The 24,460-nt window shown below is 67.8% G+C and carries 25 protein-coding genes and 1 pseudogene; 15 read left to right on the top strand and 11 right to left on the bottom strand.

The genetic code is table 11. The annotated features are described in order from the left end of the window. The 4 genes from ACZYZE_RS15385 to ACZYZE_RS15370 form a co-directional block, all read left to right on the top strand. Positions 1-614 (top strand): thiolase family protein (locus ACZYZE_RS15385; RefSeq protein WP_463908619.1); only part of this gene is annotated, 614 nt, incomplete at its 5' end. Positions 615-617: 3 nt separating this feature from the next. After that, on the top strand, positions 618-1,277 hold the full coding sequence (locus tag ACZYZE_RS15380; protein ID WP_463908617.1) for a 3-oxoacid CoA-transferase subunit A: 660 nt from the start codon (positions 618-620) through the stop codon (positions 1,275-1,277). A 1-nt stretch (position 1,278) separates the two neighbouring features. Further along, positions 1,279-1,971 (top strand): 3-oxoacid CoA-transferase subunit B, encoded by a 693-nt coding sequence (locus tag ACZYZE_RS15375; protein WP_463908615.1) that lies wholly within the window; start codon positions 1,279-1,281, stop codon positions 1,969-1,971. A 47-nt stretch (positions 1,972-2,018) separates the two neighbouring features. Continuing rightward, positions 2,019-2,834 carry an IclR family transcriptional regulator domain-containing protein gene (locus ACZYZE_RS15370; RefSeq protein ID WP_459319934.1) on the top strand — a complete coding sequence of 272 codons (816 nt, stop codon included), beginning with the start codon at positions 2,019-2,021 and terminating at the stop codon, positions 2,832-2,834. A gap of 3 nt (positions 2,835-2,837) precedes the next feature. Here the strand turns inward: ACZYZE_RS15370 and ACZYZE_RS15365 are convergent, their stop codons facing one another. Further along, complete coding sequence (locus ACZYZE_RS15365; protein ID WP_463908613.1) at positions 2,838-3,077, bottom strand: hypothetical protein; 240 nt, start codon at positions 3,075-3,077, stop codon at positions 2,838-2,840. 230 nt (positions 3,078-3,307) lie between these two features. Here ACZYZE_RS15365 and ACZYZE_RS15360 point away from each other — a divergent pair, with 230 nt between their 5' ends. After that, positions 3,308-4,273 (top strand): diacylglycerol/lipid kinase family protein, encoded by a 966-nt coding sequence (locus ACZYZE_RS15360; RefSeq protein ID WP_459319936.1) that lies wholly within the window; start codon positions 3,308-3,310, stop codon positions 4,271-4,273. A gap of 65 nt (positions 4,274-4,338) precedes the next feature. Here ACZYZE_RS15360 and ACZYZE_RS15355 read toward each other — a convergent pair whose 3' ends face one another. Both ACZYZE_RS15355 and mscL read right to left on the bottom strand, forming a co-directional pair. After that, on the bottom strand, positions 4,339-5,211 hold the full coding sequence (locus ACZYZE_RS15355; protein ID WP_459319937.1) for an ACT domain-containing protein: 873 nt from the start codon (positions 5,209-5,211) through the stop codon (positions 4,339-4,341). Between the two features lie 89 nt (positions 5,212-5,300). Further along, complete coding sequence (gene mscL, locus ACZYZE_RS15350; protein ID WP_463908611.1) at positions 5,301-5,792, bottom strand: large conductance mechanosensitive channel protein MscL; 492 nt, start codon at positions 5,790-5,792, stop codon at positions 5,301-5,303. A 605-nt stretch (positions 5,793-6,397) separates the two neighbouring features. On the opposite strand from mscL, the gene ACZYZE_RS15345 reads away from it, so the two are divergent. The 4 genes and pseudogenes from ACZYZE_RS15345 to ACZYZE_RS15330 form a co-directional block, all read left to right on the top strand. Continuing rightward, a complete protein-coding gene (locus ACZYZE_RS15345) occupies positions 6,398-7,357 on the top strand; it encodes an ABC transporter ATP-binding protein (protein WP_463908609.1) in 960 nt (319 codons plus the stop codon). A gap of 1 nt (position 7,358) precedes the next feature. Beyond that, positions 7,359-8,531, top strand: coding sequence for an ABC transporter permease (locus ACZYZE_RS15340; RefSeq protein ID WP_459319940.1), 1,173 nt, complete (start codon positions 7,359-7,361; stop codon positions 8,529-8,531). Further along, positions 8,528-9,691: an ABC transporter permease gene (locus tag ACZYZE_RS15335; protein ID WP_459319941.1), complete on the top strand. Its 1,164-nt coding sequence runs from the start codon at positions 8,528-8,530 to the stop codon at positions 9,689-9,691. The genes ACZYZE_RS15340 and ACZYZE_RS15335 overlap by 4 nt, the downstream gene beginning before the upstream one ends. Before the next feature lie 27 nt (positions 9,692-9,718). Further along, a pseudogene (locus ACZYZE_RS15330) lies at positions 9,719-9,883 on the top strand (FAD-dependent monooxygenase); the annotation flags it as partial. A gap of 9 nt (positions 9,884-9,892) precedes the next feature. Here ACZYZE_RS15330 and ACZYZE_RS15325 read toward each other — a convergent pair. The 3 genes from ACZYZE_RS15325 to ACZYZE_RS15315 all read right to left on the bottom strand — a co-directional run bounded on the left by ACZYZE_RS15325 (position 9,893) and on the right by ACZYZE_RS15315 (position 13,966). Next, complete coding sequence (locus ACZYZE_RS15325; protein WP_463908606.1) at positions 9,893-11,665, bottom strand: ABC transporter permease; 1,773 nt, start codon at positions 11,663-11,665, stop codon at positions 9,893-9,895. A gap of 38 nt (positions 11,666-11,703) precedes the next feature. Next, positions 11,704-12,771, bottom strand: a complete 1,068-nt coding sequence (locus ACZYZE_RS15320; protein WP_463908604.1) for an ABC transporter ATP-binding protein — start codon at positions 12,769-12,771, stop codon at positions 11,704-11,706. A 94-nt stretch (positions 12,772-12,865) separates the two neighbouring features. Then, positions 12,866-13,966 (bottom strand): extracellular solute-binding protein, encoded by a 1,101-nt coding sequence (locus ACZYZE_RS15315; protein ID WP_459319944.1) that lies wholly within the window; start codon positions 13,964-13,966, stop codon positions 12,866-12,868. A 244-nt stretch (positions 13,967-14,210) separates the two neighbouring features. Here ACZYZE_RS15315 and ACZYZE_RS15310 point away from each other — a divergent pair, with 244 nt between their 5' ends. Further along, positions 14,211-15,254, top strand: a complete 1,044-nt coding sequence (locus ACZYZE_RS15310) for an FAD-dependent monooxygenase (protein ID WP_463908603.1) — start codon at positions 14,211-14,213, stop codon at positions 15,252-15,254. A 4-nt stretch (positions 15,255-15,258) separates the two neighbouring features. Here the strand turns inward: ACZYZE_RS15310 and ACZYZE_RS15305 are convergent, their stop codons facing one another. The 4 genes from ACZYZE_RS15305 to purB all read right to left on the bottom strand — a co-directional run bounded on the left by ACZYZE_RS15305 (position 15,259) and on the right by purB (position 18,482). Continuing rightward, positions 15,259-15,693, bottom strand: a complete 435-nt coding sequence (locus tag ACZYZE_RS15305; RefSeq protein WP_459319946.1) for an acyl-CoA thioesterase — start codon at positions 15,691-15,693, stop codon at positions 15,259-15,261. A 61-nt stretch (positions 15,694-15,754) separates the two neighbouring features. Beyond that, positions 15,755-16,258 carry a GNAT family N-acetyltransferase gene (locus ACZYZE_RS15300; RefSeq protein ID WP_459319957.1) on the bottom strand — a complete coding sequence of 168 codons (504 nt, stop codon included), beginning with the start codon at positions 16,256-16,258 and terminating at the stop codon, positions 15,755-15,757. Positions 16,259-16,374: 116 nt separating this feature from the next. Continuing rightward, positions 16,375-17,043 (bottom strand): histidine phosphatase family protein, encoded by a 669-nt coding sequence (locus tag ACZYZE_RS15295; protein ID WP_459319947.1) that lies wholly within the window; start codon positions 17,041-17,043, stop codon positions 16,375-16,377. Further along, on the bottom strand, positions 17,040-18,482 hold the full coding sequence (purB, locus tag ACZYZE_RS15290) for an adenylosuccinate lyase (RefSeq protein WP_463908601.1): 1,443 nt from the start codon (positions 18,480-18,482) through the stop codon (positions 17,040-17,042). Before purB ends, ACZYZE_RS15295 begins: the two co-directional genes overlap by 4 nt. Before the next feature lie 194 nt (positions 18,483-18,676). On the opposite strand from purB, the gene ACZYZE_RS15285 reads away from it, so the two are divergent. Then, positions 18,677-18,985 carry a hypothetical protein gene (locus ACZYZE_RS15285; protein ID WP_459319949.1) on the top strand — a complete coding sequence of 103 codons (309 nt, stop codon included), beginning with the start codon at positions 18,677-18,679 and terminating at the stop codon, positions 18,983-18,985. Then, on the top strand, positions 18,985-20,457 hold the full coding sequence (locus ACZYZE_RS15280; RefSeq protein WP_463908599.1) for a hypothetical protein: 1,473 nt from the start codon (positions 18,985-18,987) through the stop codon (positions 20,455-20,457). Before ACZYZE_RS15285 ends, ACZYZE_RS15280 begins: the two co-directional genes overlap by 1 nt. Before the next feature lie 24 nt (positions 20,458-20,481). Here the strand turns inward: ACZYZE_RS15280 and ACZYZE_RS15275 are convergent, their stop codons facing one another. Continuing rightward, complete coding sequence (locus ACZYZE_RS15275) at positions 20,482-20,871, bottom strand: phage holin family protein (RefSeq protein ID WP_463908597.1); 390 nt, start codon at positions 20,869-20,871, stop codon at positions 20,482-20,484. Positions 20,872-20,930: 59 nt separating this feature from the next. On the opposite strand from ACZYZE_RS15275, the gene ACZYZE_RS15270 reads away from it, so the two are divergent. From ACZYZE_RS15270 to ACZYZE_RS15260, 3 genes are all read left to right on the top strand, one after another. Next, positions 20,931-22,049, top strand: coding sequence for a histidinol-phosphate transaminase (locus tag ACZYZE_RS15270; RefSeq protein ID WP_459319952.1), 1,119 nt, complete (start codon positions 20,931-20,933; stop codon positions 22,047-22,049). A gap of 146 nt (positions 22,050-22,195) precedes the next feature. Continuing rightward, the gene (gene pdhA / locus ACZYZE_RS15265; RefSeq protein WP_463908594.1) at positions 22,196-23,449 is read left to right on the top strand and encodes a pyruvate dehydrogenase (acetyl-transferring) E1 component subunit alpha; all 1,254 of its coding nucleotides are present in this window, start codon (positions 22,196-22,198) and stop codon (positions 23,447-23,449) included. Further along, positions 23,446-24,426, top strand: coding sequence for an alpha-ketoacid dehydrogenase subunit beta (locus ACZYZE_RS15260; RefSeq protein ID WP_459319954.1), 981 nt, complete (start codon positions 23,446-23,448; stop codon positions 24,424-24,426). Before pdhA ends, ACZYZE_RS15260 begins: the two co-directional genes overlap by 4 nt. Positions 24,427-24,460 lie beyond the last annotated feature (34 nt).

The following is a 24,460-nucleotide window of genomic DNA, read 5'->3' as shown; positions in this document are numbered from 1 at the left end:
ACCTCGTCACCCCGGTCCCGGGCACGGACCTGGTCCGCGACGAGGGCATCCGCGCCGGCTCCTCGTCCGAGAAGCTCGCCGGGCTCAAGACCGTGTTCCGGACCGGGGACGGCACCGTCACCGCCGGCAACGCCTCACCGCTCTCGGACGGTGCGTCCGCGGCCTGGCTCGGCTCCGAAAACGCCGCGGGGCTGCTGGGCCTGGAACCGCTGGCCCGCATCGCCGGCCGCGGCGCGCACGCGAACGATCCCCAGTTCTTCGGCTACGCCCCCGTGGAGGCCGCCAACAAGGCCCTCGCGAAGGCCGGCATCGGATGGGACCAGGTGGGCGCCGTCGAACTCAACGAGGCCTTCGCCGCTCAGTCCCTGGCCTGCATCAACGCCTGGGGCATCGACCCCGCGATAGTGAACCGGCACGGCGGCGCCATCGCCATGGGCCACCCGCTGGGCGCCTCCGGCGGCCGCATCCTGGGCACCCTGTCCCGGTCCCTGCAAGCCTCCGGGCAGCGCTGGGGAGTCGCCGCGATCTGCATCGGCGTCGGCCAGGGGTTGGCCGTTGTCCTTGAAAACGTCACCACAACCGCCGTGCCGCCGGCAAAACCAGTAAAGGGATAGGACATGCTGAACTTCGTAGACAGCGTCGGCGAGGCCGTCGCCGGCATCAAGGACGGTTCCACCGTGATGATCGGCGGCTTCGGCAACGCCGGCCAGCCGTTCGAACTCATCGACGCGCTGATGGACTGCGGCGCCACCGGCCTCACCGTGGTCAACAACAACGCCGGCCAGGGCGACCAGGGCCTCGCGCTGCTGATCAGGGAAGGCCGGGTGAAGAAGATGATCTGCTCTTTCCCGCGGCAGCCCGATTCCTGGCACTTCGACGCGAAGTTCCGCGCCGGCGAGATCGAGCTGGAACTCGTCCCGCAGGGCAACCTTGCCGAGCGGATCCGCGCCGCCGGGGCCGGGATCGGCGGCTTCTTCACCCCCACCGGCTACGGCACCATGCTGGCCAAAGGCAAGGAAACCCGCATCCTGGACGGCCGAGGCCAGGTCTTTGAAACCCCCATCCACGCCGACGTCGCCCTCATCAAGGCGCTCACCGCCGACGGCAAGGGCAACCTCGTCTACCGCAAGACCGCCCGGAACTTCGGCCCGATCATGGCTGCCGCGGCCCGGCACACCGTCGTCCAGGTGTCCGGGATCGTCCCCACGGGAGGCCTTGATCCGGAGATCATCGTGACCCCCGGAATCTACGTCAACAGCATTGTGAAGGTGGCCTGAGATGAACAGCCAGTCCAACAGCCACGCGGGACTTCAAACCTCCGACAAGCCGCTGGGCCGCGATGACCTGGCCCGCCTCGTGGCCCGGGACATCACGCCCGGTTCCTTCGTGAACCTCGGCATCGGCCAGCCCACCCTGGTCTCCAACTACCTCGAGCCGGAGCAGAACATCACGCTCCACACCGAGAACGGCATGCTCGGCATGGGCCCGGAAGCCACCGGAGACCAGATCGACGGCGATCTCATCAACGCCGGCAAGATCCCGGTCACCGAACTCCCCGGCGCGTCCTACTTCCACCACGCCGATTCCTTCGCGATCATGCGCGGCGGGCACCTGGACATCTGCGTGCTCGGCGCCTTCCAGGTCTCCGCCACCGGCGATCTCGCCAACTGGCACACCGGCGCGCCGGACGCGATCCCGGCCGTCGGCGGCGCCATGGACCTCGCCACCGGGGCCAAGGACGTCTTCGTGATGATGACGCTCCTGACCCGCGACGGCGTCTCCAAGCTCGTCGAGACCTGCACGTACCCGCTGACAGGCATCGGCTGCGTGACCCGGGTCTACACGGACAAGGCCGTCTTCCTGACCGGCCCCGACGGCGTCGAGGTCCGGGAAACCTTCGGCTGCACCCTGGCGGAGCTGCAGGAAATGGTGCCGGTGCCGCTCAAGGCCGCGTCCGCCGTCGGAAGCTGAGAATCCGCCCGCACCGATAAAGTGGTGCGGGATTGAGAGGCGTGGAAATGAATAACGCAGCAAAGGGCGCCAAAGCCGGCGGCGCGCCCGCGGCGAGCGACCAGTACGTGCAGTCACTGGCGCGCGGGCTGGCGGTGATCCGCGCCTTCGACACGGACCATCCGAAGATGACGCTGACCGAAGTGGCGGCCCGGACGGACCTGACCCGGGCCACGGCACGGCGGTTCCTGTACACGCTCGTGGAGCTGGGCTACGTCCGCACCGACGGCAAGATCTTCGCGCTGACCGCCAAGGTGCTGCAACTCGGCTACGCCTACCTCTCCGGGCTGTCGCTGCCGCAATTCGCCCAGCCGCACCTCGAGGAGCTGTCGCTCCAGCTGGGGGAGTCGACGTCGGCCGCCGTCCTCGAGGGCACGGACATCGCCTACATCGCCCGGGTTGCGACGCGCCGGATCATGACCGTGGGCATCACCGTGGGCACCCGCTTCCCGGCGTACGCCACCTCGATGGGCCGGGTGTTGCTCGCCGGCCTGGGGCCCGCCCAGCTGGAGGAGTACCTTGCCGCCGCCAACATCAGGCCGCTCACCCCGGAGGCCATCAACACGCGGGAGGGCTTGCTCGCGGAGCTCGCCGTCGTCCGGGCCCAGGGCTGGTGCCTGTTAAACCAGGAACTCGAAGTGGGGCTGATGTCCGTCGCGGCGCCGGTCCATGACGGGCCGAAGGTGGTGGCCGCCATCAACGTCTCCCTGCAGGCGCAGTCGGTAGCTGCCCAGGCCGATCCGGAGGCCTACCTCGAATCGGTGCGGCAAGCGGCCGTGGCCGCCGCCGAACTCGTCTCGGCAGATCTCTCCGGCGGGCGCTAGCTGTCAGCTGTCGCGGTCCGGAACGGGTGCCGTTGAAACGGTGATGGTGACTCCGGTGGAATCGTCCCGGATCTTCAGATGCAGGTCCCTGCCCACCAGCGTGGCGTGGATATCCTCGCTGTCCTCAGGCGCGAGCTGCTCAGCCAGCCGGGTGACAGCCAGCGCCATCGCCCGGCCCCAGTCGTGGGGATCCATACTGGACGCCTCAGCCTCGGCCGAGTAGTTCTCCTGTGGTTCGGTCATGTGCTCCCGCTTCCCGCCCCTGGAGCTCATCCTGTCGGGCGTGTCCGGACAGGCATCCGGCCGGCCACTGAGATCGGGCCGGCACGCTCCAGTACCTAAGCATGGCCAGTTTAGTGACCCCGGCAGCCGAACGTCCATGATTCGGGTTCCCGGTGCGGAAGTTACGCCGGGAGTCCGGCTAGGATTTTGAGTTCGGGACACCGCCTGCCTACCTGCCCTCGAAGGACGCCATGCCAGAGAACAACCCCGCTCCTGATAGCCAAACAGCGCTGGACAGCGAAACAGCGTCCAGGCGCGCCGCCGTGATCATTAACCCGATGAAATCCCCGGGTCAGGACTTCAAGGACGCCTTCCACCGGCTGTGCGAGACGGAAGGCTGGGCCGAGCCGCTCTGGCTGGAAACGACCGCGGAGGACACCGGCCTCGGGCAGGCGCGCCAGGCGCTCGACGCGGGGGCCGACGTCGTCATTGCCGCCGGCGGCGACGGCACGGTCCGCTGCGTGGCAGAGGTCCTCGCCGGTACCGGAACCGCGATGGGCCTCGTGCCGCTGGGCACCGGAAACCTGCTGGCCCGCAACCTCGGGATCGGCATCATGGATCCGCTGTCGGCCAGCCGTGACGTCCTCAACGGCACGGACGCCGCGGTGGATGTGTTGAAGGCCGTGCTGGACCATTCGGAGGACGAACAGCTCTTCCTGGTGATGGCCGGGCTCGGCTACGACGCGGCGATTATGGCGAACACGGTCGACGAACTCAAGGACCGCGTGGGCTGGCTCGCCTACGTGGAGGCCGGCATCCGGCACCTGCCGGGCAAACCCGTAAAGGCGAAGATCAGCATCGACGGGCAGGCCGCGGTGCGCCGCCGGATCCGCAGCGTTATGGTCGGCAATTGCGGCAAGATCATGGGCGGCGTGGAAATTTTCCCCGGCGCCAAGGTGGACGACGGAATCCTCGACCTCGTGATCCTTGCCCCCGCCGGGCGGTTTGGCTGGCTGAAGGTGTTGGCCGGCGTGTTCGGACGGAAGAATTACAAGAATAAGTCCGTGGAATATTTCACTGGAAAATCCGCTGAAATCACCCTGGACCACGAACAGGAATTCCAGCTCGACGGCGACCACCTGGGCAAGGCCCAACACCTCAAGGTCACCGTCGAGCACAACGCCCTGACCATCCGGATGACCGCCCGGAGGGCGTAGATCCGGCCCCGCGCGGGTTCGCCCGCGGCGGGGCGGTCCGCCCGCCCGGGTCCGCCCGCCCGGGTTCACCCGCCCGGGGCGGGCCGGTGGGCCAGGATCTCCGCGAGTTCCGCGAGCCGGTGCGCCCGGGCGGATTCGGCCGGAGTGAACGGCTCACCGGGCCGGGAGAAGGTCATCGGACCGTGCCATGCCGTGGGAATCCTCAGCACGGCCAGGTCTGCGGCCAGCGGGGTGCCCGAATCGCCGGCGTCGCTGTCCGGCCCGGTGATGATTCCCGCGCGCAGCAGCTCGGCTACTGCCAGCGGCAGCTCGGCGGGGTTCGCCGCGATCCGGGCCGCGAGACTCAGCGCTCCGGTCTGTCCGTCCGCCATGGCCAGCGCCGTGGTGGGCCAGACGTGAGGTTGGCTGCCGCCGCCGTCGCGCAGGGCTTTGAGCAGATCGGCTTCGCGCAGTTCGCCCGGTGCCGAGAGCACGAATTCATCCAGTACCCCGCCGGCCACCGGGTGGACGTGGATGCTGAGGATGTTGGTGTCCAGCCCGGCCAGCGACTGGGTGATCCTCTGCAGGGAGCCGGGCCGATCCTTCAGCACCGTCCGTGCCCGCCATAATGCCGGAGCCTCGTCCAGCCGGCTTCGGTGGCGCAGGGCGGGGGCGTGCAGCCAGCGCCGCAGCATCCGCGCCGCGGACGGCTCCGCCACCCAGATCACGAGGATCGTGGCTGTCAGCGTGAGGACCAGCACTTTGGCCACATACGGAAGATGGGTTTCGACCACCGCGGCATGTACCAGCAGTTCGATCGGCAGCATCACCGCGATATTGGCCAAGGTCAGCCGGGTCTTGGTCGGCTCGGGCATCTGGCCGCACACTTCGCAGCTCAGCACGGACGTTGCCGGGGACGATGGTGTGCCTGGTTTTCTGCCGGCGGCTGGAGGCTTCATGGGTCCCATGATGTCCGGCTGCTGTTTCCGGCGGATTGCGGCGGCGTGACGATTGGGTCTTCCGGTGCCGTGCCCGGGCCAGGGCGGCCCTAGCGGACGGATTCCCTGGCCGGCTTGGCCGGCTGCTTCGCTGCCAGTTCGCCGGCGGCCCCGTCGAGCCGTTCGCCGGTCCGTCCGGGGCCGGCGAGCTGGGCCAGCAGGTCACGGATTTCCGCCAGCAGGGCGGTGTCTGCCGGGATCGGCTTCTCTTCGGGCTCCGTGGTGGCGAGGCGCTTCTTGACCAGGCGGTTGATGCGGTTCATCGGCGCCACGAAGATGAAGTACACCACGGCGGCCGTGATCAGGAACGTGACGAAGGCCGTAATGACCGCGCCGAAATTGACGAAGGTCTTCTCATTGCCCGGCCAGATGTGGAAGCCCAGCCCCTCGGTCTCCACGCCGCCGGCGGCCGCAATGATCGGGTTCACGACGTTCGAGGTGAACGCGCCCACCAGGGCCGTGAATGCGGTGCCGACCACCACCGCGATGGACAGTTCGATCACGTTTCCGCGCAGGATGAAATCCTTGAATCCTTTAAGCATGGGGTCCTCCGTGTGCCTTTGCCGTGCATCTGTGGTGCGCTGTCCCAAGCAGGGGAATCAACCGCTAGACGCTATCACTTCTAGCGCCCCGGCCCTCTTCCACTGAATGGATGAGGATGGCGGTTCCGCGCCGTTCCGGCGTAGTTTCGAGTCTGGATGCCAGCGCCGCCGTCGTAACAATCCGACTGCCAGAAGGAAGCCTCCGGTAACAAGGACCACCAGATGGCGATCCGCTGCACCATCGGTGTCTCTCTTCCACTGATCACGCTGGTGCTGCTGGACTGTCCGGACCTGGCCATTTTCGCCTCCTTCGGCGCCAGGCTGCTGGCCGGGGGGCTGCTCGCTGATCGCCGCCTGGTGGCGGCTGCGCCCGCGGGATCGTTGTTCCACATCTTTTGCCTTTGCCGCGATCGCGTCCATCCCCAACCAGCCGCCACTCTGGCAGGGCGTGCTCGTGGCGGTTTTGGCCGTTGCCTTCTCCCTGCTGGTCGGCCTGTCGTCCCGCTCGTGGGCTACAGGACACGGCGCCGGGTCCAAGGCCTCTGTCCATTGCCGGGCGGGACTCCGAGGCTAATCTGGACAAGACCAAGCAGCGAAGGGTTCCCATGGAAGCTGTACAGACACAAACCAGGGACGTGCTGGACGTCAGCGGACTCGTCAAGCGCTACGGGAACCTGACCGCGGTGGACGGAGTCTCCTTCCACATCCGCGCTGGCGAAACCTTCGGGCTGCTGGGCCCCAACGGCGCCGGAAAGACCACCATCATCTCCATGGTGGCGGGCCTGATCCCCGCCAACGCCGGCACGGTGAGCGTCGCGGGCCGGGACATGGCCCCGACCGAAACCGCGGCCAAGCGGAACATCGGCCTCGTCCCCCAGGACCTGGCCATCTACCCGGACCTCACCGCACGGGAAAACCTGAAGTTCTTTGGGCGGCTGCAGGGACTGACAGGCAAGGAACTCACCCGGCGCTGCAACGAGGTGCTCGAGCTGATCGGCCTGAGCGACCGTGCAGGGGACCTGACCAAAAAGTACTCGGGCGGCATGAAGCGCCGGCTGAACATCGGCATCGGCCTGCTCCACCGGCCCACCCTGCTGATCCTCGACGAACCGACCGTCGGGGTGGATCCGCAGTCCCGCAACTCCATCCTGGAATCCGTGGAAAAACTCTCCGTGGAAGGCATGGCGGTCCTGTACACCACCCACTACATGGAGGAAGCGGAGCGGCTGTGCGACCGGATCGCAATCATCGACGAGGGCCGGATCCAGGCCGAAGGCACCCGGGAGCAACTGATCCGGCTCACCGGCGGCGTGGACCGGATCAAGCTTCACGGCGGCGGCAACACGGCGCGCGCTGCTGATGCCCTCCGCGGGCTGCCGGCCGTGCAGCACATCGACAGCGACGGCGCCGGCCTGACGCTCACCGCCAGCGACGGGCCCACCGCACTCGCCGGCATCGTGACGGGAGCCGGGGACGCCGGAATGTCCGTGACCTCCGTGGAAATCGTCCGGCCCGACCTTGAATCGGTCTTCCTGCACCTGACCGGCAAGGCGCTGAGGGACTGAGATGCGCGGGCTGTGGACCATGGTGGCGAGCGATTTGCGCCAGCGCATCCGGGACAAATCCGTCATCATCTTCTCCCTCGTCGTCCCGCTCGCCCTGATGGGCGTGCTGAGCCTGGTGTTCGGCGGCCTCGGCGATGACACCGTGGGCCTGCAGCCGGCCACCGTCGTCGCCAGTGCGGACGACGCCGACCAGCTGGGGGCCGCGCTGCTCGGCGCCATCGATTCGCTCGAGATCATGGACGTCACAGTCAAACGGGTGCCCGCCGCCGAGGTCCGCAGCGAGACCCAGGCCAGCGGGGCCGACCTCGGCATCATCGTCCCCGCGGGGTTCAGCGCCGCCGTCCTCTCCGGGCAGGCGGCGTCCGTCCGGCTCGTTGAAGGCAACGGGGCAGGCCTGGAGGCGAGCGTGCTGATTTCCGTAGTCCAGGGCGTTATGGACCAGTTCGCCGCCGGGACCGTCACGGCATCCGCCGCCGGCATCTCCGGGCTGCCGCCGCAGGAGCTCGCGGCCCTGGCCCAACAGGCGGCGGCCGGCGCCCCGCTGATCACGCTGGCCGAAGGGCAGGCGGCCGCCGAGCAGCTCACGCTCCGCGGCACCCTGGTCGCCGGCCAGGCCGGGCTGTTCCTGATGTTCACGGTCGGTTTCGGCGTGCTGGGGCTTCTGGCGGAGCGCGAACAGGGGACCCTGGCCCGCCTGCGGTCGATGCCGATCAACGCCGGCACCGTGGTGGCGGCCAAGGCCGGCGTCGGCTTCATCCTGGGCGTCGTGGCCACCACTGTGCTGCTCACCGCCGGATCCGTGCTGTTCGGCGTCTCCTTCGGCTCCCCGCTGGTGGTGGGCGCCCTGATTCTCAGCGTCGTCACGGCCGCGACCAGCCTGACGTTCATCGTTGCGCGCCTGGTCCGGACGGCGGAGCAGGCCAACGTGGCCCAATCCATCCTGGCGATGGTGCTCGGCATCGCCGGCGGCGCGTTCTTCCCGGTCCAGGGCACCGGTTTCGCCGCGACCGTCCTTGACCTGAACCCCATCGGGGCGTTCATCCGCGGCCTCGGTATCTCGGCCGGCGGCGGCAACCTCGCCGACGTCGCGGCGCCGATAGGAGTGATGGTGGTTTTCGCGCTGGCCGGGACCCTCGTCTCCCGCGTCCTTCCGGACCGGGGAGCGCAGGCATGAGCGCCGTCCTGGCGATCGCCGGCGTCGAACTGCGGCGGTTCCTGCGCGACAAATCCAACATTTTCTTTGTCTTCATCTTTCCCCTCGTACTGATCCTGCTGCTCGGCTCGCAATTCGGCGCCGGCAGCGGCCAGGCCCATGTGGGCATCTCCGGCCCGCGCGGCGCGCTGTCGCAGGCACTGGCCGGCAAGCTGGAGGCCTCCGGCGCCGAGGTTACCTTCGCCGGCGCGAACACCGTCCGGGCGGAGCTCAGCCGCGGACGCACCGACGTGGGGCTGTTCATCGACGACGCCGCCGCGGCGGACTTCGACGCCGGCCGGCCGGCCGAGCTCGACGTCGTGGTGGCCTCCCAGTCCTCCGCGCAGGCCGTTATGCAGGCGGTACGCACCGCCGTGCAGGCGGTGAGTATGGAACAACGCCAGCTCTCGGCCCTGACCGGCGCCGGAATCCCGGCCGGCGAGGCGGAGGGTGCCCTGGACCGCGCCCGGCAGCTGGCCGTGTTGCCAACGGTGGAGATCACGGACACCAACGAGATATCGCAGGAGTTCCGGGGCCTGGGCCGGTTCGATCTGGGCGCCTCGCAGCAGCTGCTGCTGTTCGTGTTCCTCAGTTCGCTCACCGGCGCGGCCACGCTGATCCAGGCCCGGCGGTTCGGTGTGGTGGGCCGGGTCATGGCCGCCCCCGTTTCCGGCGGGCAGGCCGTGGCGGGGCAGGCGCTGGGGCGGTTCGCCATCGCCCTGGTCCAGGGCGCCTACATCATGATCGGCACCGCGCTGCTGTTCGGCGTCGAGTGGGGCAACCTCTGGCTGTCCGCCCTTGTCCTGACGCTCTTCTGCGCCGTCGCGGCCAGCGCCGCGATGGTGGTCGGCTCCGTGATGGACAACGACGCCGCCGCCGCCGGAATCGGGGTCGGCGGTGGTCTGGTGCTGGGCGGGCTGGGCGGCTGCATGGTCCCTCCCGAGTTCTTCCCGGAGACGCTCCGCGCCGTTTCCTACGCCACCCCGCACCGCTGGGCCTATGACGCCCTCGCGGACATCCAGCGCCACCAGGGCACCCTGGCCGATATCCTTCCCCAGCTGGGCGTGCTGGCCGTGATGGCGGTGTGCCTGCTCCTGGTGGGCGCCCGGCTGCTGCGCCGAAGCCTCACCCGGGCCCTGTAGCGCCGGTGACGGGCCTTGGCGCGGGCTCCAGCGACCGGAGCCAAGGGCCTGAACCTGGCCCTGCACGACGTCAAGGTGCTCTTCGAAGGATTGGACAGCTTCTACAAGACGGGTTCCACAGCGCTGCTCGATGGCTACAGCGGCCGCGCCTACCTCGCCGAGGCCTACACAGGCTGGCCGGGTGCGCAGTAGGGGCCGCTGTCAGGGGACGCGCACGGGTTCGTCCCGCACGGCGTCCGCCGGGCCCGCCGTCGTGCCGTCCTTGCCGACGGATCCGGCCTTTGCCGCCCTGGCCGCCTTCCGGCCCGATCTGCCGTAGACCAGATACATAGTCACTCCCGTGATGACCATGAGCAGCACCGTGTAGACGAACGTGTTGGAGACCCCGTCCACACCCTCGGCGCCGTCCGTGTTCGCCTTGATGACCAGGCCCAGGGGCTGGAACAGCGGGTGGGCCAGGAAGATCGCGGTGTCATAGTCGTCCAGCATGCTGTTGAAGTTCAGGGCAGTGATGGCGGCCGCCGCCGGCAGCACGATTGGCAGCAGGATCCGGCGGAACATGTACAGGGTCCTGGCGCCCATGATGCTGGCAGCTTCCTCGAGCGAGGAGTTCACCGAAGCAAAGGACGCCTTCAGCATGCGGAGGGTGAACGGGATCTTGACGGTCACGAAGGCGATGAGCAGGAGGACCGTGGTGCCGGTCAGCACGGCGCCGCCGACCAGCGGATTCGGATGGTCGTAGCTGAGGATCAAGCCCAGGGCGAGCAGGGCCGAGGGGAGGATCCACGGAATGTGGAGCAGGTACTCGAAGACGGCCGTGACCCAGTTGCGGTACTTCTGCAGGAGCCGGGCCACGAACAGCAGCCCACCGACGGCGATCACCGCGGCCAGGGCGCTGTAAACGATGCTGATGATGAAGGGCCGCAGCCCCGATGGTTGGGTGAGCACCCGGATGTAGTTGTCCAGGGTGAGGCTGCCGGGGGACAGTTGTCCGGTCTGGATCGCGACGCCGTCGGCGAAGGAGTACAGCACGATCAGGACCACGGGCAGTGTGTAGACGGCGAACAGCAGGTACGCGACGGCGTGGACCGCCACATTCGCCACGGGGTTGCCGATCTGCTGCTTTTGCAGCCCGGAGGAGACTTTGGAAACCGAGAAGTACGTTCCCCCCTTTTCCAGCCGTGTCATGACTGCCAGCATCAGCATGGTGGCCACGCCGAGGATCACGGCGAGCAGCGCGGCGAGGTCCCGCGACGTCGGGCTGTTGGCAAAGGTAAGGATCATCGGCGTGATGGTCTGGAAGTCCCGGCCGCCGAGGACCTGCGGCGCCGACAGCGCGCCCAGCCCGGTCAGGAAGGACAGGACGGTCACGGCAAAGAGGGTGGGTTTGAGCATCGGAAGGACGATCCGCCGCAGGATGGTCCAGGTCGAGGCCCCCATGTTTCTGGCCGCTTCGATGGTTTGGTAGTCCACGCCTTTGAGCGCGTTGGTGACAAACAGCATGTGGTTTGTCGTCGTGGCGAACGTCATCACGGCCAGGACGGCAAAGAAGCCGGAAAACCAGCCGGGTTCCATCCCGGGGAACATCCCCAGCAGGAAGCCGGTGACAATCCCCTTGTCCCCGTAAATGAACTTGTACCCTGCCGCCAGCACAATCCCGCCGTAGATAAACGTCGTGGCGTAGCCGAGGAACAGTATCCTCGAGCCGCGGATCTTGAAGTACTGGGTGACCAGCACGATGAAGATGCCCACCACATTGACGGTGATGGACAGCGCGATGGCCAGCAGAAAACTGTTTCCCAGTGATTTCATCGCCCGTTGGGAGGAGAAGAGCTTTTCGGCCGCGCGCCCGGAGAAACTGCCGTCCGGAAAGAAGGTCTGAATCAGCACGTTCGCATTGGGCCAGACCAGAAAGGCCGCGATGAACCAGGTCAGCGCGACCCCAACGATCAGGACGGCGGGCGAGCGGAGCATGCTCCGAGTGCTTGCCCCCTTCGCTCTGCCCCCGCTGCTCACCGGCGGGCCGCTTCCTGCGGCCGGCGCCCGAGTGCGGCGCCGGTTTCCGGGTGGTACTGCAGGACGCGGGATGGCTGGACGTACACCGTTGTCTGGCTGCCCGTCTGGGGGTGGGCCCCGCCGTCTTCCCTGACCAGCAGCCGGATGTCGGAGCCGTGGCAGCGGACCACGTACCGGCTGTGCAGCCCGTGATACGTCTTCGAGACCACGGTTCCCTCCACGGGGACGGCAGGGGCGTCCCCGCCGGAGGGTTCCAGGGACGCTTTTTCCACCCGCAAATAGGAGTTGGCCGTGGGATCGAGGGTGTGCATCGACTGCCGGTTCAGTTCCGCGACGAACCCGGCGGTGAGGCGGGAGCTGTCCCCGATGAAATTGCAGACGAATTCGGTGGCAGACTCGTCGTAGATGCTTTGTGGGGTGCCGATCTGTTCCACCACACCCTTGTTGAAGACCGCTACCCGGTCACTCATTGCCAGCGCCTCGTCCTGGTCGTGGGTGACGTAGACGGTGGTGATGCCGAATTCGCTTTGGAGGTCCTTGAGCTGCTGCCGAAGCTGGTGGCGGAGCTTGGCGTCCAGGTTGGAGAGCGGCTCGTCGAGGAGCAGGATCTTGGGCTGCAGTACCAGTGCCCGGGCGACGGCGACGCGCTGCTGCTGCCCGCCGGAGAGCTCCGCCACGTTTTTGCGCAACTGCTCGTCGGAGAGGTCTACGCGCCTGGCGATGTCGCGGACGAGCCTGTCGCTCTCGGCCGGTCTCTCCTTGCGGACCCGCAGTCCGAACGCGATGTTCTCCCACACGCTCATGCTGGGGAACAGGGCATAGTTCTGGAAGACCATGCCGACGTGGCGCTTGTCGCTCGGGAGCCGGGTGACGGCCTTGCCGTCGACGTAGACCTCGCCGGCGGAGGGTTCAATGAACCCGGCCAGGGTGCGCAACGCCGTCGTCTTTCCGCATCCGGAGGGACCGAGGAGCGTGAAGAACTCGCCCTGCTTCACATCGAGGTTCAGCTCGGGGATGGCGGTGAAGTCACCGAAAGTGACTTCGATGTTCTCGAAACGGATCATGGGAACCTGTCTTGTGTGGCGGCCGTCGGCGGCTGGCGGGGAACCAAATATGGGTTGCAGCCGGCATCGGTGCCGGCTGCAACCCAGGGCTGGCTCAGCTCATGTATTCCAGTTCGATCTTTTCGACCCACTGGCCCATGTTTTCCTGGACGAAGTTCCAGTCGATGTCCTGCTGCTTGAGGGTGCTGAAGAACTCGACGACTTCGGGCTTTGCCTTGGCCACGGCGGCCTTGTTGACCGGCATGGAGTTGAACTGCTGTGCCCAGTCACCCTGGGTCTGCGCGCTGCCGAACCAGTTGATGAACTTGAGGGCCTCGTCCTTTTTATCCGTTCCCTTGACCAGGGCCACCTGCTCGATGGCCAGCGGCACACCGACAGAAGGCATCACAGTTTCCACGTTGACCTTGAACGACTTTTCACGTTCGACAATGATCGAGGAGGGCATCTGGCCCATGTCCGTGTCGCCCGAGGCGATGCGGGCGAAGAGATCGGTTTTGGCCACTGCCGGGGATCCGTTACGGAAATACCCTTCGATCTGCTTCCAGCCCTCGTCGGAGATACCCAGATCGCCGCTGTCGTCCTTGTATCGGGTCAGGATGCCGGCGAAGACCAGCTGCGCGGTGGCGGTGCCGAGGCCGGTGACACGCTCATAGCGGGACTTGAATTTGTCCTGGCTCCACAGGTCGGTCCAGTCCTTGGGTGCCTGGTCCTTACTGAACGTCCCGGAGTTGTAGCCGAGGAGAATCGCCTGCTGGACCAGCGGCCAGTAGGCCTTGCTGCCGGACTTGTCCCCCTTGGCGGTGTCGACTTCTCCGGACCAGGAGGGTGTGAACGGCTCAGTCGCACCGGCGGCCTTGATCTGCTCGAAGTACATGTTGTTCAGCCCGAATGCGACGTCCGCAATCGGGTTGTTCTTTTCGGCAATGAGCTTGTTGGTGGCGTCCGCGCCGCCGGCCCCGACGATTTCGATCTTGAAGCCCGCTTCCGCCGCCTTCTTCGTGAGCCACTCGCCGCGGCCTTCACCGTTGGAGTTGGTGTAGACGATGAGGGTTTCGCCGGACGGTGGTCCCGAGGGTGCGACGGCGGCGGGTCCGGCAGCCGTTCCCGACGCCGCGGGGGCAGCGGCGCCCGCTCCGCAGCCGGTAAGCAGGGTGGCGGCGACGGCGGCGGCAACAAGGGTTTTCAATCTGCGCACGAGTGGGACTCATTTCTGAACGGGATCAGAGGGGCATTTGTCCGGCCAGCCTATAGGGGCAACCGCCGGAGTCGACGGTTATGGCTATCGATTCGATGAAATAGCCGGCCCTCGGCACTTGAGTCTGGTCCGTCCGGCAGAACGGAGTGCGCCCATGGCGTTAACCCGCCGTGAACATCCAGGGCAGCCTGGCCCGTGCCGGTCCGGCTGCGCCGTCTCGAGCGCCGGTCGTAGAATCGGTCACATGGACGCTCTAACGGTCGTCGGCGGCGGCATCGCAGGGCTGGCACTTGCCGCGCATCTTGACCCGGCCCGCTTCCTGGTGACCGTCCATGAGCGGCGGCAGGAGCTGCCGTCCGTGGAGACGTCGCTGGCCATGTGGCCCACAGCCCAGCAGGCACTTGATGCGATGGGGATCCTTCCCGCGATCCTTGCCGCCGGCTCCGGCTTTGGCGCCATGGCACTCAGGGACGGATCCGGGAACGTCTTCCTGCAGGCCCGGGCGCCGGGCGGGGTCGGAGTTTCCCGCGCTGACCTCCTGCGGCTGCTGGACGCAGCCGTCCCCGATTCGGTGCTTCGGGCCTACGGGCCCGTGGCATCGCTGCCGTCTTCTGCCCTGGTGGTCGGCGCCGACGGAGTGCACAGCGTGGTCCGCCGGGCCGCCTGGGGCGAACACTCCGGGGCAAGGCCCAGTCCATACCTTGCCCTGCGCGGCATCATCGACGCGCCAGTGCCCCCGGACACCGGCGGTGAATACTGGGGCCGCGGGCAACTGTTCGGCATCATCCCCGCAGCACGCGGCAGGACGTACTGGTATGCCTCCTACCGGTCAGAGCTGGGGCCCGGCGGCATCGACGTCGGGGCGGCACTGCATGCCACCCGCGAGCGGTTTGCCGGCGAGTTCTCCGGAATCGGCCGCGTACTCGCGGCTGCGACGCCGGAAGGGACGCTGGCACAGCGAATCTGGACTGCGCCGCCGCTGGCGGGGTACGCCCGGGGCGGCGCGGTGCTCGTGGGGGATGCGGCGCACGGAATGACGCCGAATCTGGGACGCGGCGCGTGTGAGGCGTTGATTGACGCGGTCACGCTGGCGGATCTGCTCAACACCCGGCCGCTCCGGGAGGCGATTGCGTCGTACAGCAGGCGGAGGCTGCTGCGCAGCCAGGCCCTGCGTGTGGCGTCGTCCGCCATAACACGGCTGGCGCTCGCGGAACGTGCCCAGCCGCTGCGGGACGCGGTGCTCAAGGCCGCCGCGCGGCCCAGGCGTGCTCCCGCCGTCGAACGCTGAACCCCTAGTCCTCGTCCAGCGCCGCCGTCAGGTGGTGGGTCGGGATCCGGTCCCGGTCATAGGTGATCTCGGTGAAGCCGTGCGGTGCCGGCTTGCCGTGCGGACCGAGGTTTACAAAGACGATTTCCTCGATCGTGAGGATGCTCTGGCGGGTGATCATGTTCCGGACCTCGGCGCGCATGGTCAGGGAGGTACGGCCGAAGCGGGTGGCCGTCAGCCCCATTTCGATCAGGTCGCCCTGCACGGCGGAGCTGACGAAGTTGATCTCGGAAATGTACTTGGTGACGGCCCGGCCGTTGCCCAGCTGCAGGATGGCGTAGATCGCCGCTTCCTCGTCGATCCACTTCAGCAGGCTTCCGCCGAACAGCGTGCCGTTCGCGTTGAGGTCTTCGGGCCGCACCCACTTGCGGGTGCGAAAGGTGATGTCTGCCGGTTCCATAGTGCGAGATTAGCCGACGGCGGTGCGCCGGGTGCTGTGTGACGAGCGGCGGCGCGGGTCCTCACGCCATCGCGGTGTGGGCGGCGCTGTGCGAGTCGATCGCCTTGGCGTAGCAGTACGAGTGCTCCACCCCGATGTAGGACCCGAAGTTGGGCACCGGCAGGAAGCCGGCGCTCGCGTAGAAATGCCTGCCGTCAGGCTGCGCGGAGCCGGCCTCTGCGGTGATCCTGGTGATGCCCAAGGAATGGGCATGCGCCTCCAGCGCCGCCAGGATGGAGCTGGCCACGCCGGAGCCGCGCGTGTAGGGCAGCACGTAGAGCCGCTTGATCTCGGCGGTGTTCACGTCCAGGATCCGCAGTCCGCCGCAGCCCACGGGCTGGCCGGAAGCCTTGTCGTGCGCGACGAGGAACACGGCGGTGTCAGCTTCCGACGGCGGCGGCCCAGGTTCGTGGTCGCTGCTGCCGAAGCGGGCGTCCAGTTCCGCCTGCTGGGCCGCGCGCAGATCCGCGCCCACGGGGTTGGCCCAGGTGACCTGCCGTATGTTGAGCCGCGGGTTGGTCTGCATCATTGCCTCGCTTCGCCGAAGGGTTATGCAACTCAAGGCTAGGCAGTGCCGGTTTCGTCCGTGTTTCCTGCTCGTAAGGCTTCGGAGAACTCGTTGACAGGTGCGGCAGGCGGCCACTACGGCGTGCGGCCGGCCGGGTCCTCCGCCGTCGGGTCCGCGAGGGCCAGACCGCCCACGGGACTTCCGTCCCAGTGGATGAGCCGCCAGCCGGCGTCGGGGTCCCCGTCCAGCGCCACGATACCGGTGTTGGCCAGCACATGCCGGGCGGCAAAACCGGGTTCCCTATTGGCGGCCCGGAGCCCTGCCCAGACGCGGATGGCGGCGCCGTGGCTGACCACGGCCACGGTCCCCGCGCCGCCGGCTGCCGCTGCCGCGGCAATCCGGGCGATCGAGGCATCGTAGCGTTCGAAGAAGTCGTGTCCGCTGGGTCCTGCCGGCATCCGGCGGTCCAGTTCGCCCTCGGCCCACCCGAACACCGTGCCGAGGTAGCGCAGGTGCGATTCCCGGTCGGTGGCCTTCTCCAGCGCCCCGGCTTCGATCTCCCGCAGCCCCTCCAGCACCTCGATCTTCAGGCCGCGCACCGTCGCGAGCGGTGTGGCCGTGATCTGGGTGCGGATCAGCGTGGACGCGTAGAGGAAGCCGATCTGCTCATTGGCCAGCGACCTGGCCAGGGCGGCGGCCTGCCGTTCGCCGAGCTCCGTCAGCCCGGGGCCGGGGTGGGCGGTATCCAGCTGGCCCAGGACGTTGCCGGGCGTCTGGCCGTGGCGGATGAGCAGAAGCCTCATTTGAGGTGGTCCACCAGCTTGTCCGCGATGCCGGTGTACTTGCCGGGGGTGAGCGCCAGCAGCCGGGCTTCGGCCTCCGCGGACAGGCCCAGGCCCTGGACGAATTCGTGCATCCGGGCGGCGTCGACGCGCTGTCCGCGGGTCAGGTCCTTGAGCCGCTCGTACGGGTTGTCCATGCCGTCGACGCCGGCGATCGCCTCGGCGCGCATGACCATCTGGATGGCCTCGCCCAGGACTTCCCAGTTGGTGTCGAGGTCCGCGGCCAGCACGCTCTCGGCGACGTTGAGCCGGTCCAGTCCCTTGGCCACGTTGGAGATGGCGAGCAGCGAGTGGCCGAACGCGACGCCGATGTTGCGCTGCGAGGAGGAGTCCGTGAGGTCGCGCTGCCAGCGGGAGGTGACCAGGGTGGAGCCGAGCACGTCGAGCAGGCCGGAGGAGATCTCCAGGTTGGCCTCGGCGTTCTCGAAGCGGATCGGGTTGACCTTGTGCGGCATGGTGGAGGATCCGGTGGCGCCCGCGACCGGGATCTGCACGAAGTAGCCGATCGAGATGTAGCTCCAGACGTCCGTGCAGACGTTGTGCAGGATCCGGTTGAACCGCGCGACGTCGGCGTACAGCTCGGCCTGCCAGTCGTGGCTTTCGATCTGGGTGGTCAGCGGGTTCCAGGCCAGGCCCAGGCCCTCGACGAAGCTCTGGGCAACCTGCTGCCAGTCGGCGCCGGGGGCGGAGGCCACATGCGCGGCGTAGGTGCCGGTGGCGCCGTTGATCTTGCCGAGGTACTCGGTCTTGGCGATGCGGTCCAGCTGGCGGGTCAGGCGGTGCGCGAAGACCGCGAGTTCCTTGCCCAGGGTGGTGGGCGTGGCCGGCTGGCCGTGGGTGCGGGAAAGCATCGGCACGGCGCGGTTGTCCTCGGCCATGGCGCCGATCCGGGCTACCAAGGCCCGGGCGGCCGGCAGCCACACATCCTCCACGGCACCCTTGATGCCCAGGGCGTAGGAGAGGTTGTTGATGTCCTCCGAGGTGCAGCCGAAGTGCACCAGGGCGGTCAGGTGCTCGATGCCGAGGCCGGCCAGGCGCCGGCCGATGTAGTACTCGACGGCCTTGACGTCATGCACCGTGACGGCTTCAATGTCGGCCAATTCGGTGACCGAGTGGGCGTCGAAGCCGGTGACGATGGCGCGCAGGTTCTCCTGCTGAACGGCAGTCAGCGGTCCGGCGCCGGGCAGGACGTTGTTGCCGGTCAGGTGGATGAGCCACTCAACCTCCACGGCGACCCGGTCGCGGTTCAAGGCGGCCTCGGAGAGGTAATCGACCAGCGGGGCGACGGCGGACTGGTAGCGGCCGTCCAGCGGGCCGAGCGCGATCTGGGGTGAAGACGCGGCGAGGGCCAGGCGTCCGGACGGCGTGCGGGTTTCAGCTGTGGCGGCAGTTTCAGGCATGTCCCGATTCTTTCACGAAGTCACGCCGCGTCTTAAGTGCGCTGTTCCTTGTGACTTGCGGTTGTCCGGTGGTTGTCCGGTGGCTCCTCCGGAGGGTTGTCCATTTGGGTTGTCCACATAGCTGCCGCTGGAGCATTGGCACGGCCAGCCGTCCCTCTAGCGTGGGGTTCATGACGACAGGGATGACTAGTGCAATGGCCGGCTCAATGATCGGCAGCCTGACGGCCGCCGACGCTGCGGCGTGCGCCTCGCGCAGCTACGAGGTCCAGCAATTGGCGGCCCGCGTTGCCGCCTGCGCCGACCAGGCTGATGCCGTGCTGTCCCACTTGGTGCGGCTGGAGCTGCAAACCTGGCAGTCGCCCGCCGGACGGGCGTACCGGACCTCGCTCTCCCTGCACGCAGCCTCACTCCGCCGGGTCCGGAACACCCTGCAGGATGCCGTGGCCGTGGTGCTCCGGCACGCCCAGAATGTGGTGCTGTCCTCCGGCCGGCCGGGTTCCTGATGGCGGAGGCCACGCCGACCGGCTCCGGGGGAGCGCCCGTTCCCGCGGCGCCGGTCGACGGCATGCTCCGGATCCGCGGCGGGGTGGGTGGGCTCAGCTTCCAGTTCGAGGAGCTGCTCGCCGGGGCTGCGGCCCTGGACGGGGTGGCGAAGGAGTTGGCGGCCGTGGAAGCAGACGCAGACGCGGTGCGGCGTGCCCTGTTCCCCTATCAGCCCGATTCCTACGCCAGCGGCAGCAACGCCATCATCGCCGTCGGAGAGGGGGCCCAGGCCCTGGGCCGTGTCCGGGCCGAGCTGGAGCGACTCTGCCGCGAGGTCAGGGCCAGCCACCGGGAGTACGAGTTCGCCGAGGCCCGGAACAGCCTGCTTCTGCGGATCGGCAGGACGGGCGCAGGGTACGGACCGTTGTGGGGGCTTTTCGGACTACCTCCGATGACCCTCCGCGATGTGGTGGAGGATGAGGTCTCGCAGGCGCCCGCGAGGCTGGCGCTGCTGCTGGGCGTGCCCGCCGCGTTGGCCGGGGCGGGCGGTGCCGTCATCGGCGCAGACGGCGTCCGTGGCGTAGTCCGCGGGCTGGCGGCGGCGCCCGGCCTGGAGTTCCTGCAACCCCGTCCGGTCCGGGTCGACGGCAGGGAAACCCGGACGGAGGAGGTCGACGTCTCACCTGCCGGGCTGCTGCTGCGGGCCGGGGCGCTTGGCCGCACCAGCGGAGACATCGAGGTCCTGCGGCTCGGGGAGGGAAGTCAGCGCGCGTGGGTGGTCGTCATCCCGGGAACGCAGGGCGGGCTGCCGGCGGGCGCAAACCCCTTTGACCCCGCCGGCGTCGCAGAGGGCCTCGGCTACGACTCGGCGGAGACGGCCCAAGCCGTCCGGCGGGCCCTGGCGGAGGCCGGTGCCGCGGCGGGCGACCAGGTGGCCGCCGTCGGCTACAGCCAGGGCGGCATCCACGCCATGAACCTCAGCCAGGACAAGGCGTTCCTGGCCGAATACGGGTTGAGGTTCGTGCTCACGGCCGGTTCGCCGGTGGGAGGAATCGAGCCCGTGCCAGGTGTCAGCAGCCTGCATCTGGAGCATGCGGACGACTGGGTGCCCGGGACGGACGGGCGGCCCAACCCTGACACCAAGGACCGTGTGACCGTCACGTTGACGAATCCGATTGCCGTCCGGGACTGGCTGGAACCGGGCATGGGGCCGGGCCACCGGATGGGCCTCTATGCTGACGGCGCCCGGGAGGTCTCGGCGAGCCGGGATCCGTCGCTTCAAGGCTCCACCGCCGCGCTTGCCGCCGTCGTGGGGGCCGGGGGTGCTGCCACCGTCACGCGGTTCTCGCTGCGGCGCGATGCCATGGCGTCGCCGCGGGGAGTTCCGATGGCACCGGGCCCGCGGCCGGGCCCGGCGAAGGCCCCGATGCAGGGTCCGATGCAGGGTCCGGGCGGCAACCCAGGAGACCGCGCCCAGCAGCCGGCGGCCTAGCGCTCGCCGGCCAGGTGCACCTCCCTAGCGCCGGCCGGTGACGGGCAGCCAGCTGGCCACGAGGGACACCGCGCTGATAATGAGGGCGGCGAACACGGCAGTCCAGAAGAAGGCGTCAATGGTGAATTGCACTGTGGTGTAACTGCTGATCCAGGACGTCAGGTAGAGCATTGCCGCGTTGATGACAATCGTAAAAAGACCCAGGGTGAGGATGGTGATCGGCAGCGACAGCAGGCTGACGATGGGCTTGACGAAGGCGTTGACGAGTCCGAAGACTAAGCCGATGAACAGGTAGCCAAGGATGATGCTGATCGTGCCGTTGCCCGCGGTGGAAATATCGAGGCCGGTGAGGATCCAGCACGCGATTGCCAGGGCCAGCCCGTTGATGATGACCCGAACGATGAATGAGCGCATGGCCCCATGCTGTCATATCTCCGCCCGTGGCGGCAGGGCCGGGAAGTAGGCTAGATGGCATGACTTCATCAGAGAACCCGGCCGGGGGCATCAGGCCCCGCCCGGTGGTAGACCTCCTTCCCCGCTATGCGGCCGGCAAACCGCCCGTCCCCGTTGAGGGCCTGGTCAGCTACAAGCTTTCCTCCAACGAAAACCCGCTGCCCCCGATCCCTGCAGTGCAGCAGGCGATCGCGGCGCAGACCGACTTCAACCGCTATCCGGATCCGCTGAGCAGCAGGCTCCGGGCCGCGCTCGCCGGCTTCCTGGACGTTCCCGCCGAGGACATCGTCACCGGCGCCGGCAGCCTCGGGGCACTGAACCAGCTCCTTGCCACGTTCGCCGGCCAGAACGACGACGGCAAGCCGGACGAGGTCATTTACGCCTGGCGCTCGTTCGAGGCGTACCCGATCTGCGTCGGCGTCGCCGGCGCCGAGAGCGTCCGGATCCCGCTGACCGCCGACGGCCGACACGATCTGGACGCCATGGCGGCCGCGGTGACGGCCCGCACCAGGATGATCCTGCTGTGCACGCCCAACAACCCCACCGGGCCCATCCTCACCACCGCGGAAACCGAACGCTTCATCCGGACTGTGCCCTCCGACGTTGTGGTGGTCATCGATGAGGCCTACCAGGAGTTCGTCCGCGACGAGCACGCTGTTGACGGCATTGAGATGTACCGCAAATATCCCAACGTTGTGGTGTTGCGGACCTTCTCCAAGGCGCACGGCCTTGCCGGGCTGAGGGTGGGCTACAGCGTGTCCAACCCTGACCTCAGCCAGCACCTGCGCGTCACCGCCACTCCGTTCGCGGTGTCCCAGATCGCGGAAATCGCCGCCGTGACCTCACTGCGGCATTTCGCCGAGGTTGTAGAAAGGGTACAAAGCCTGGTGGACGAACGGGACCGCGTCACGGCCGGTCTCCGTGAGCTCGGATGGTTTGTTCCGGAGGCGCAGGGAAACTTTGTCTGGCTCAACCTGGGCTCCAATAGTGCGGAATTCGCTGCCCTTGCGGGGGAGCGCGCACTCTCCGTGCGCGCCTTCGGGGACGAGGGGGTGCGGGTCAGTATCGGGGAGGCCGAGGCAAACACCCGTTTCCTGGAACTCTGTGCGATCTATACAAAACCGCCACGGCGTTCCTAGCGCTTAACATGAAGCCTGCGGGCTGCCTACTGCGGATAAAGTAGGGACGAGTAAGCCAAATATATGCCGGATCAGGAATATATTCCTGATCCGGCATATATCCCAGCGATTGCGGCGCATTCGGATGCGGCAAGCAAGGAGACGGTATGGGCGCCACACATCTGCCCTCTACCGAGTTCGACGGAACCGATATGGATGACCACCTCGAGGCGGAAGCCGAAGCCCAACTAGGCGACCCCGCGGAGCCGATGGTGCAGCTGCTGGGCCCGGACGGAAAGCTGGGCTCCGACCCGGTCTTCTCCGAATACGCCGAGCGGCTCACTCCGGAAAAGCTCCGCGGATTCTATGCCGACATGGCCAAGATCCGCCGCTTTGACGTGGAAGCCACCGCCCTCCAGCGGCAGGGCCAGCTGGCATTGTGGGTCCCGCTCACCGGCCAGGAAGCCGCACAGATCGGCTCCGGCCGGGCCAGCCAGCCGCAGGACTACATCTTCCCCACTTACCGAGAACACGGTGTGGCGCTGACCCGCAACGTGGACCTGGCCGAGCTGCTCCGCCAGTTCCGCGGCGTCTCCAACGGCGGATGGAACCCCAAGGACACCAACTTCCACCTCTATACCCTGGTCCTCGCGGCCCAGACCCCGCACGCGGTCGGCTACGCCATGGGCATCCAGCGCGATCAGAGGCTCGCGGCGGCCGCCGCGGACGGAACGCCGGGCGGGGCGCCGGAGCCCAAGGCCGCCGTCGTGGTCTATTTCGGTGACGGTGCCAGTTCCGAAGGCGACGTCCACGAATCCATGGTCTTCGCCTCCTCCTACAACGCGCCCGTCGTGTTCTTCTGCCAGAACAACCACTGGGCCATCTCCGTGCCCAGCTCCGTGCAGACCCGCATCCCGCTGGCCAACCGCGCCAAGGGCTACGGCTTCCCCGGCATCCGGGTGGACGGCAATGACGTGATCGCCGTCCACGCCGTCACCGAGTGGGCACTCGATCACGCCCGCGAGGGCAACGGCCCCGTGCTGATCGAGGCGTTCACGTACCGCGTCGGTGCACACACCACGGCCGACGACCCCACCAAATACCGGGAATCCGCGGAGGAAGCCCGGTGGCGCGCGAAGGATCCGCTGGAACGCCTGGAAAAGTACCTGCGCGCCCAAGGCATGGCGGACGACGCCTTCTTTGACCAGGTCGGGGCCGCCGGCGACGAACTCGCCGCCTACGTCCGCAAGACCACCCACGACCTGGAAACCCCGGACATCCGGACAGCCTTCGCCAACACCTATGTGGAGGCCCACCCGCTGGTGGCCGAAGAGCTGGCCTGGTTCGAGGAGTACAGTGCCGGGTTCGCCGACGAGGCCGAGGCAGCGACCGGCCAGGCAGAGGGGGCGGCCAGCTCATGACCACCATGACCATTGCCAAGGCCATCAACGAGGGCCTGCGCGCAACACTGAACAACCACCCGCGCTCCCTGCTGATGGGCGAGGACATCGGGCCCCTGGGCGGGGTCTACCGCGTCACCGACGGCCTCATCGCCGAATTCGGTGCGGACCGCGTCGTGGACACCCCGCTCGCGGAGTCCGGCATCATCGGTACCGCGATCGGCCTGTCGCTGCGCGGCTACCTGCCCATCTGCGAGATCCAGTTCGACGGCTTCGTCTTCCCGGGGTTCAACCAGATCACCACCCAGCTGGCCAAGATGCACTCCCGCAGCAACGGCAACCTGACCGTTCCCGTCGTCATCCGGATCCCCTACGGCGGCGGCATCGGCTCGATCGAGCACCACTCGGAATCCCCCGAGGCGCTGTTCGCCCACACCGCGGGCCTGCGCATCATCACCCCGTCCAACCCGCATGACGCCTACTGGATGATCCAGCAGGCCGTCGACTGCCAGGACCCCGTGATCGTCTTCGAACCCAAGCGCCGCTACTGGCTCAAGGGCGAGGTGGACACGGAATCCCCCGGGACCTCGGCGGATCCCTTCAAGGCCCACGTGCTGCGTGAGGGAACGGACGCGACAGTGGTGGTCTACGGCCCGCTGGTGCCGGTGGCCCTGGCCGCAGCGAACGCCGCCGCGGAGGACGGCCACAGCGTCGAGGTGATCGACCTGCGCTCCATCTCGCCGATCGACTTCGACACCGTCACGGCCTCGGTCAAGAAGACGGGCCGGCTGATCGTGGCCCACGAGGCCCCCACCTTCGGCGGCATTGGCGGCGAAATCGCGGCCCGGATCAGCGAGCGGGCCTTCCACTCGCTCGAGGCTCCTGTCATCCGCGTCGGCGGATTCCACATGCCCTATCCCGTGGCCAAGGTGGAGGAAGACTACCTTCCGGACATTGACCGCATCCTCGAGGCACTCGAACGTGCCCTTTCCTACTGATGCCCTGTACTACGGGGCGCCTTCCACAACCAAG

It is taken from the genome of Pseudarthrobacter woesei, assembly GCF_055412745.1.
Note: the sequence above shows the minus strand (reverse complement) of the source record. Positions and strands in the feature narration are given on the sequence as shown.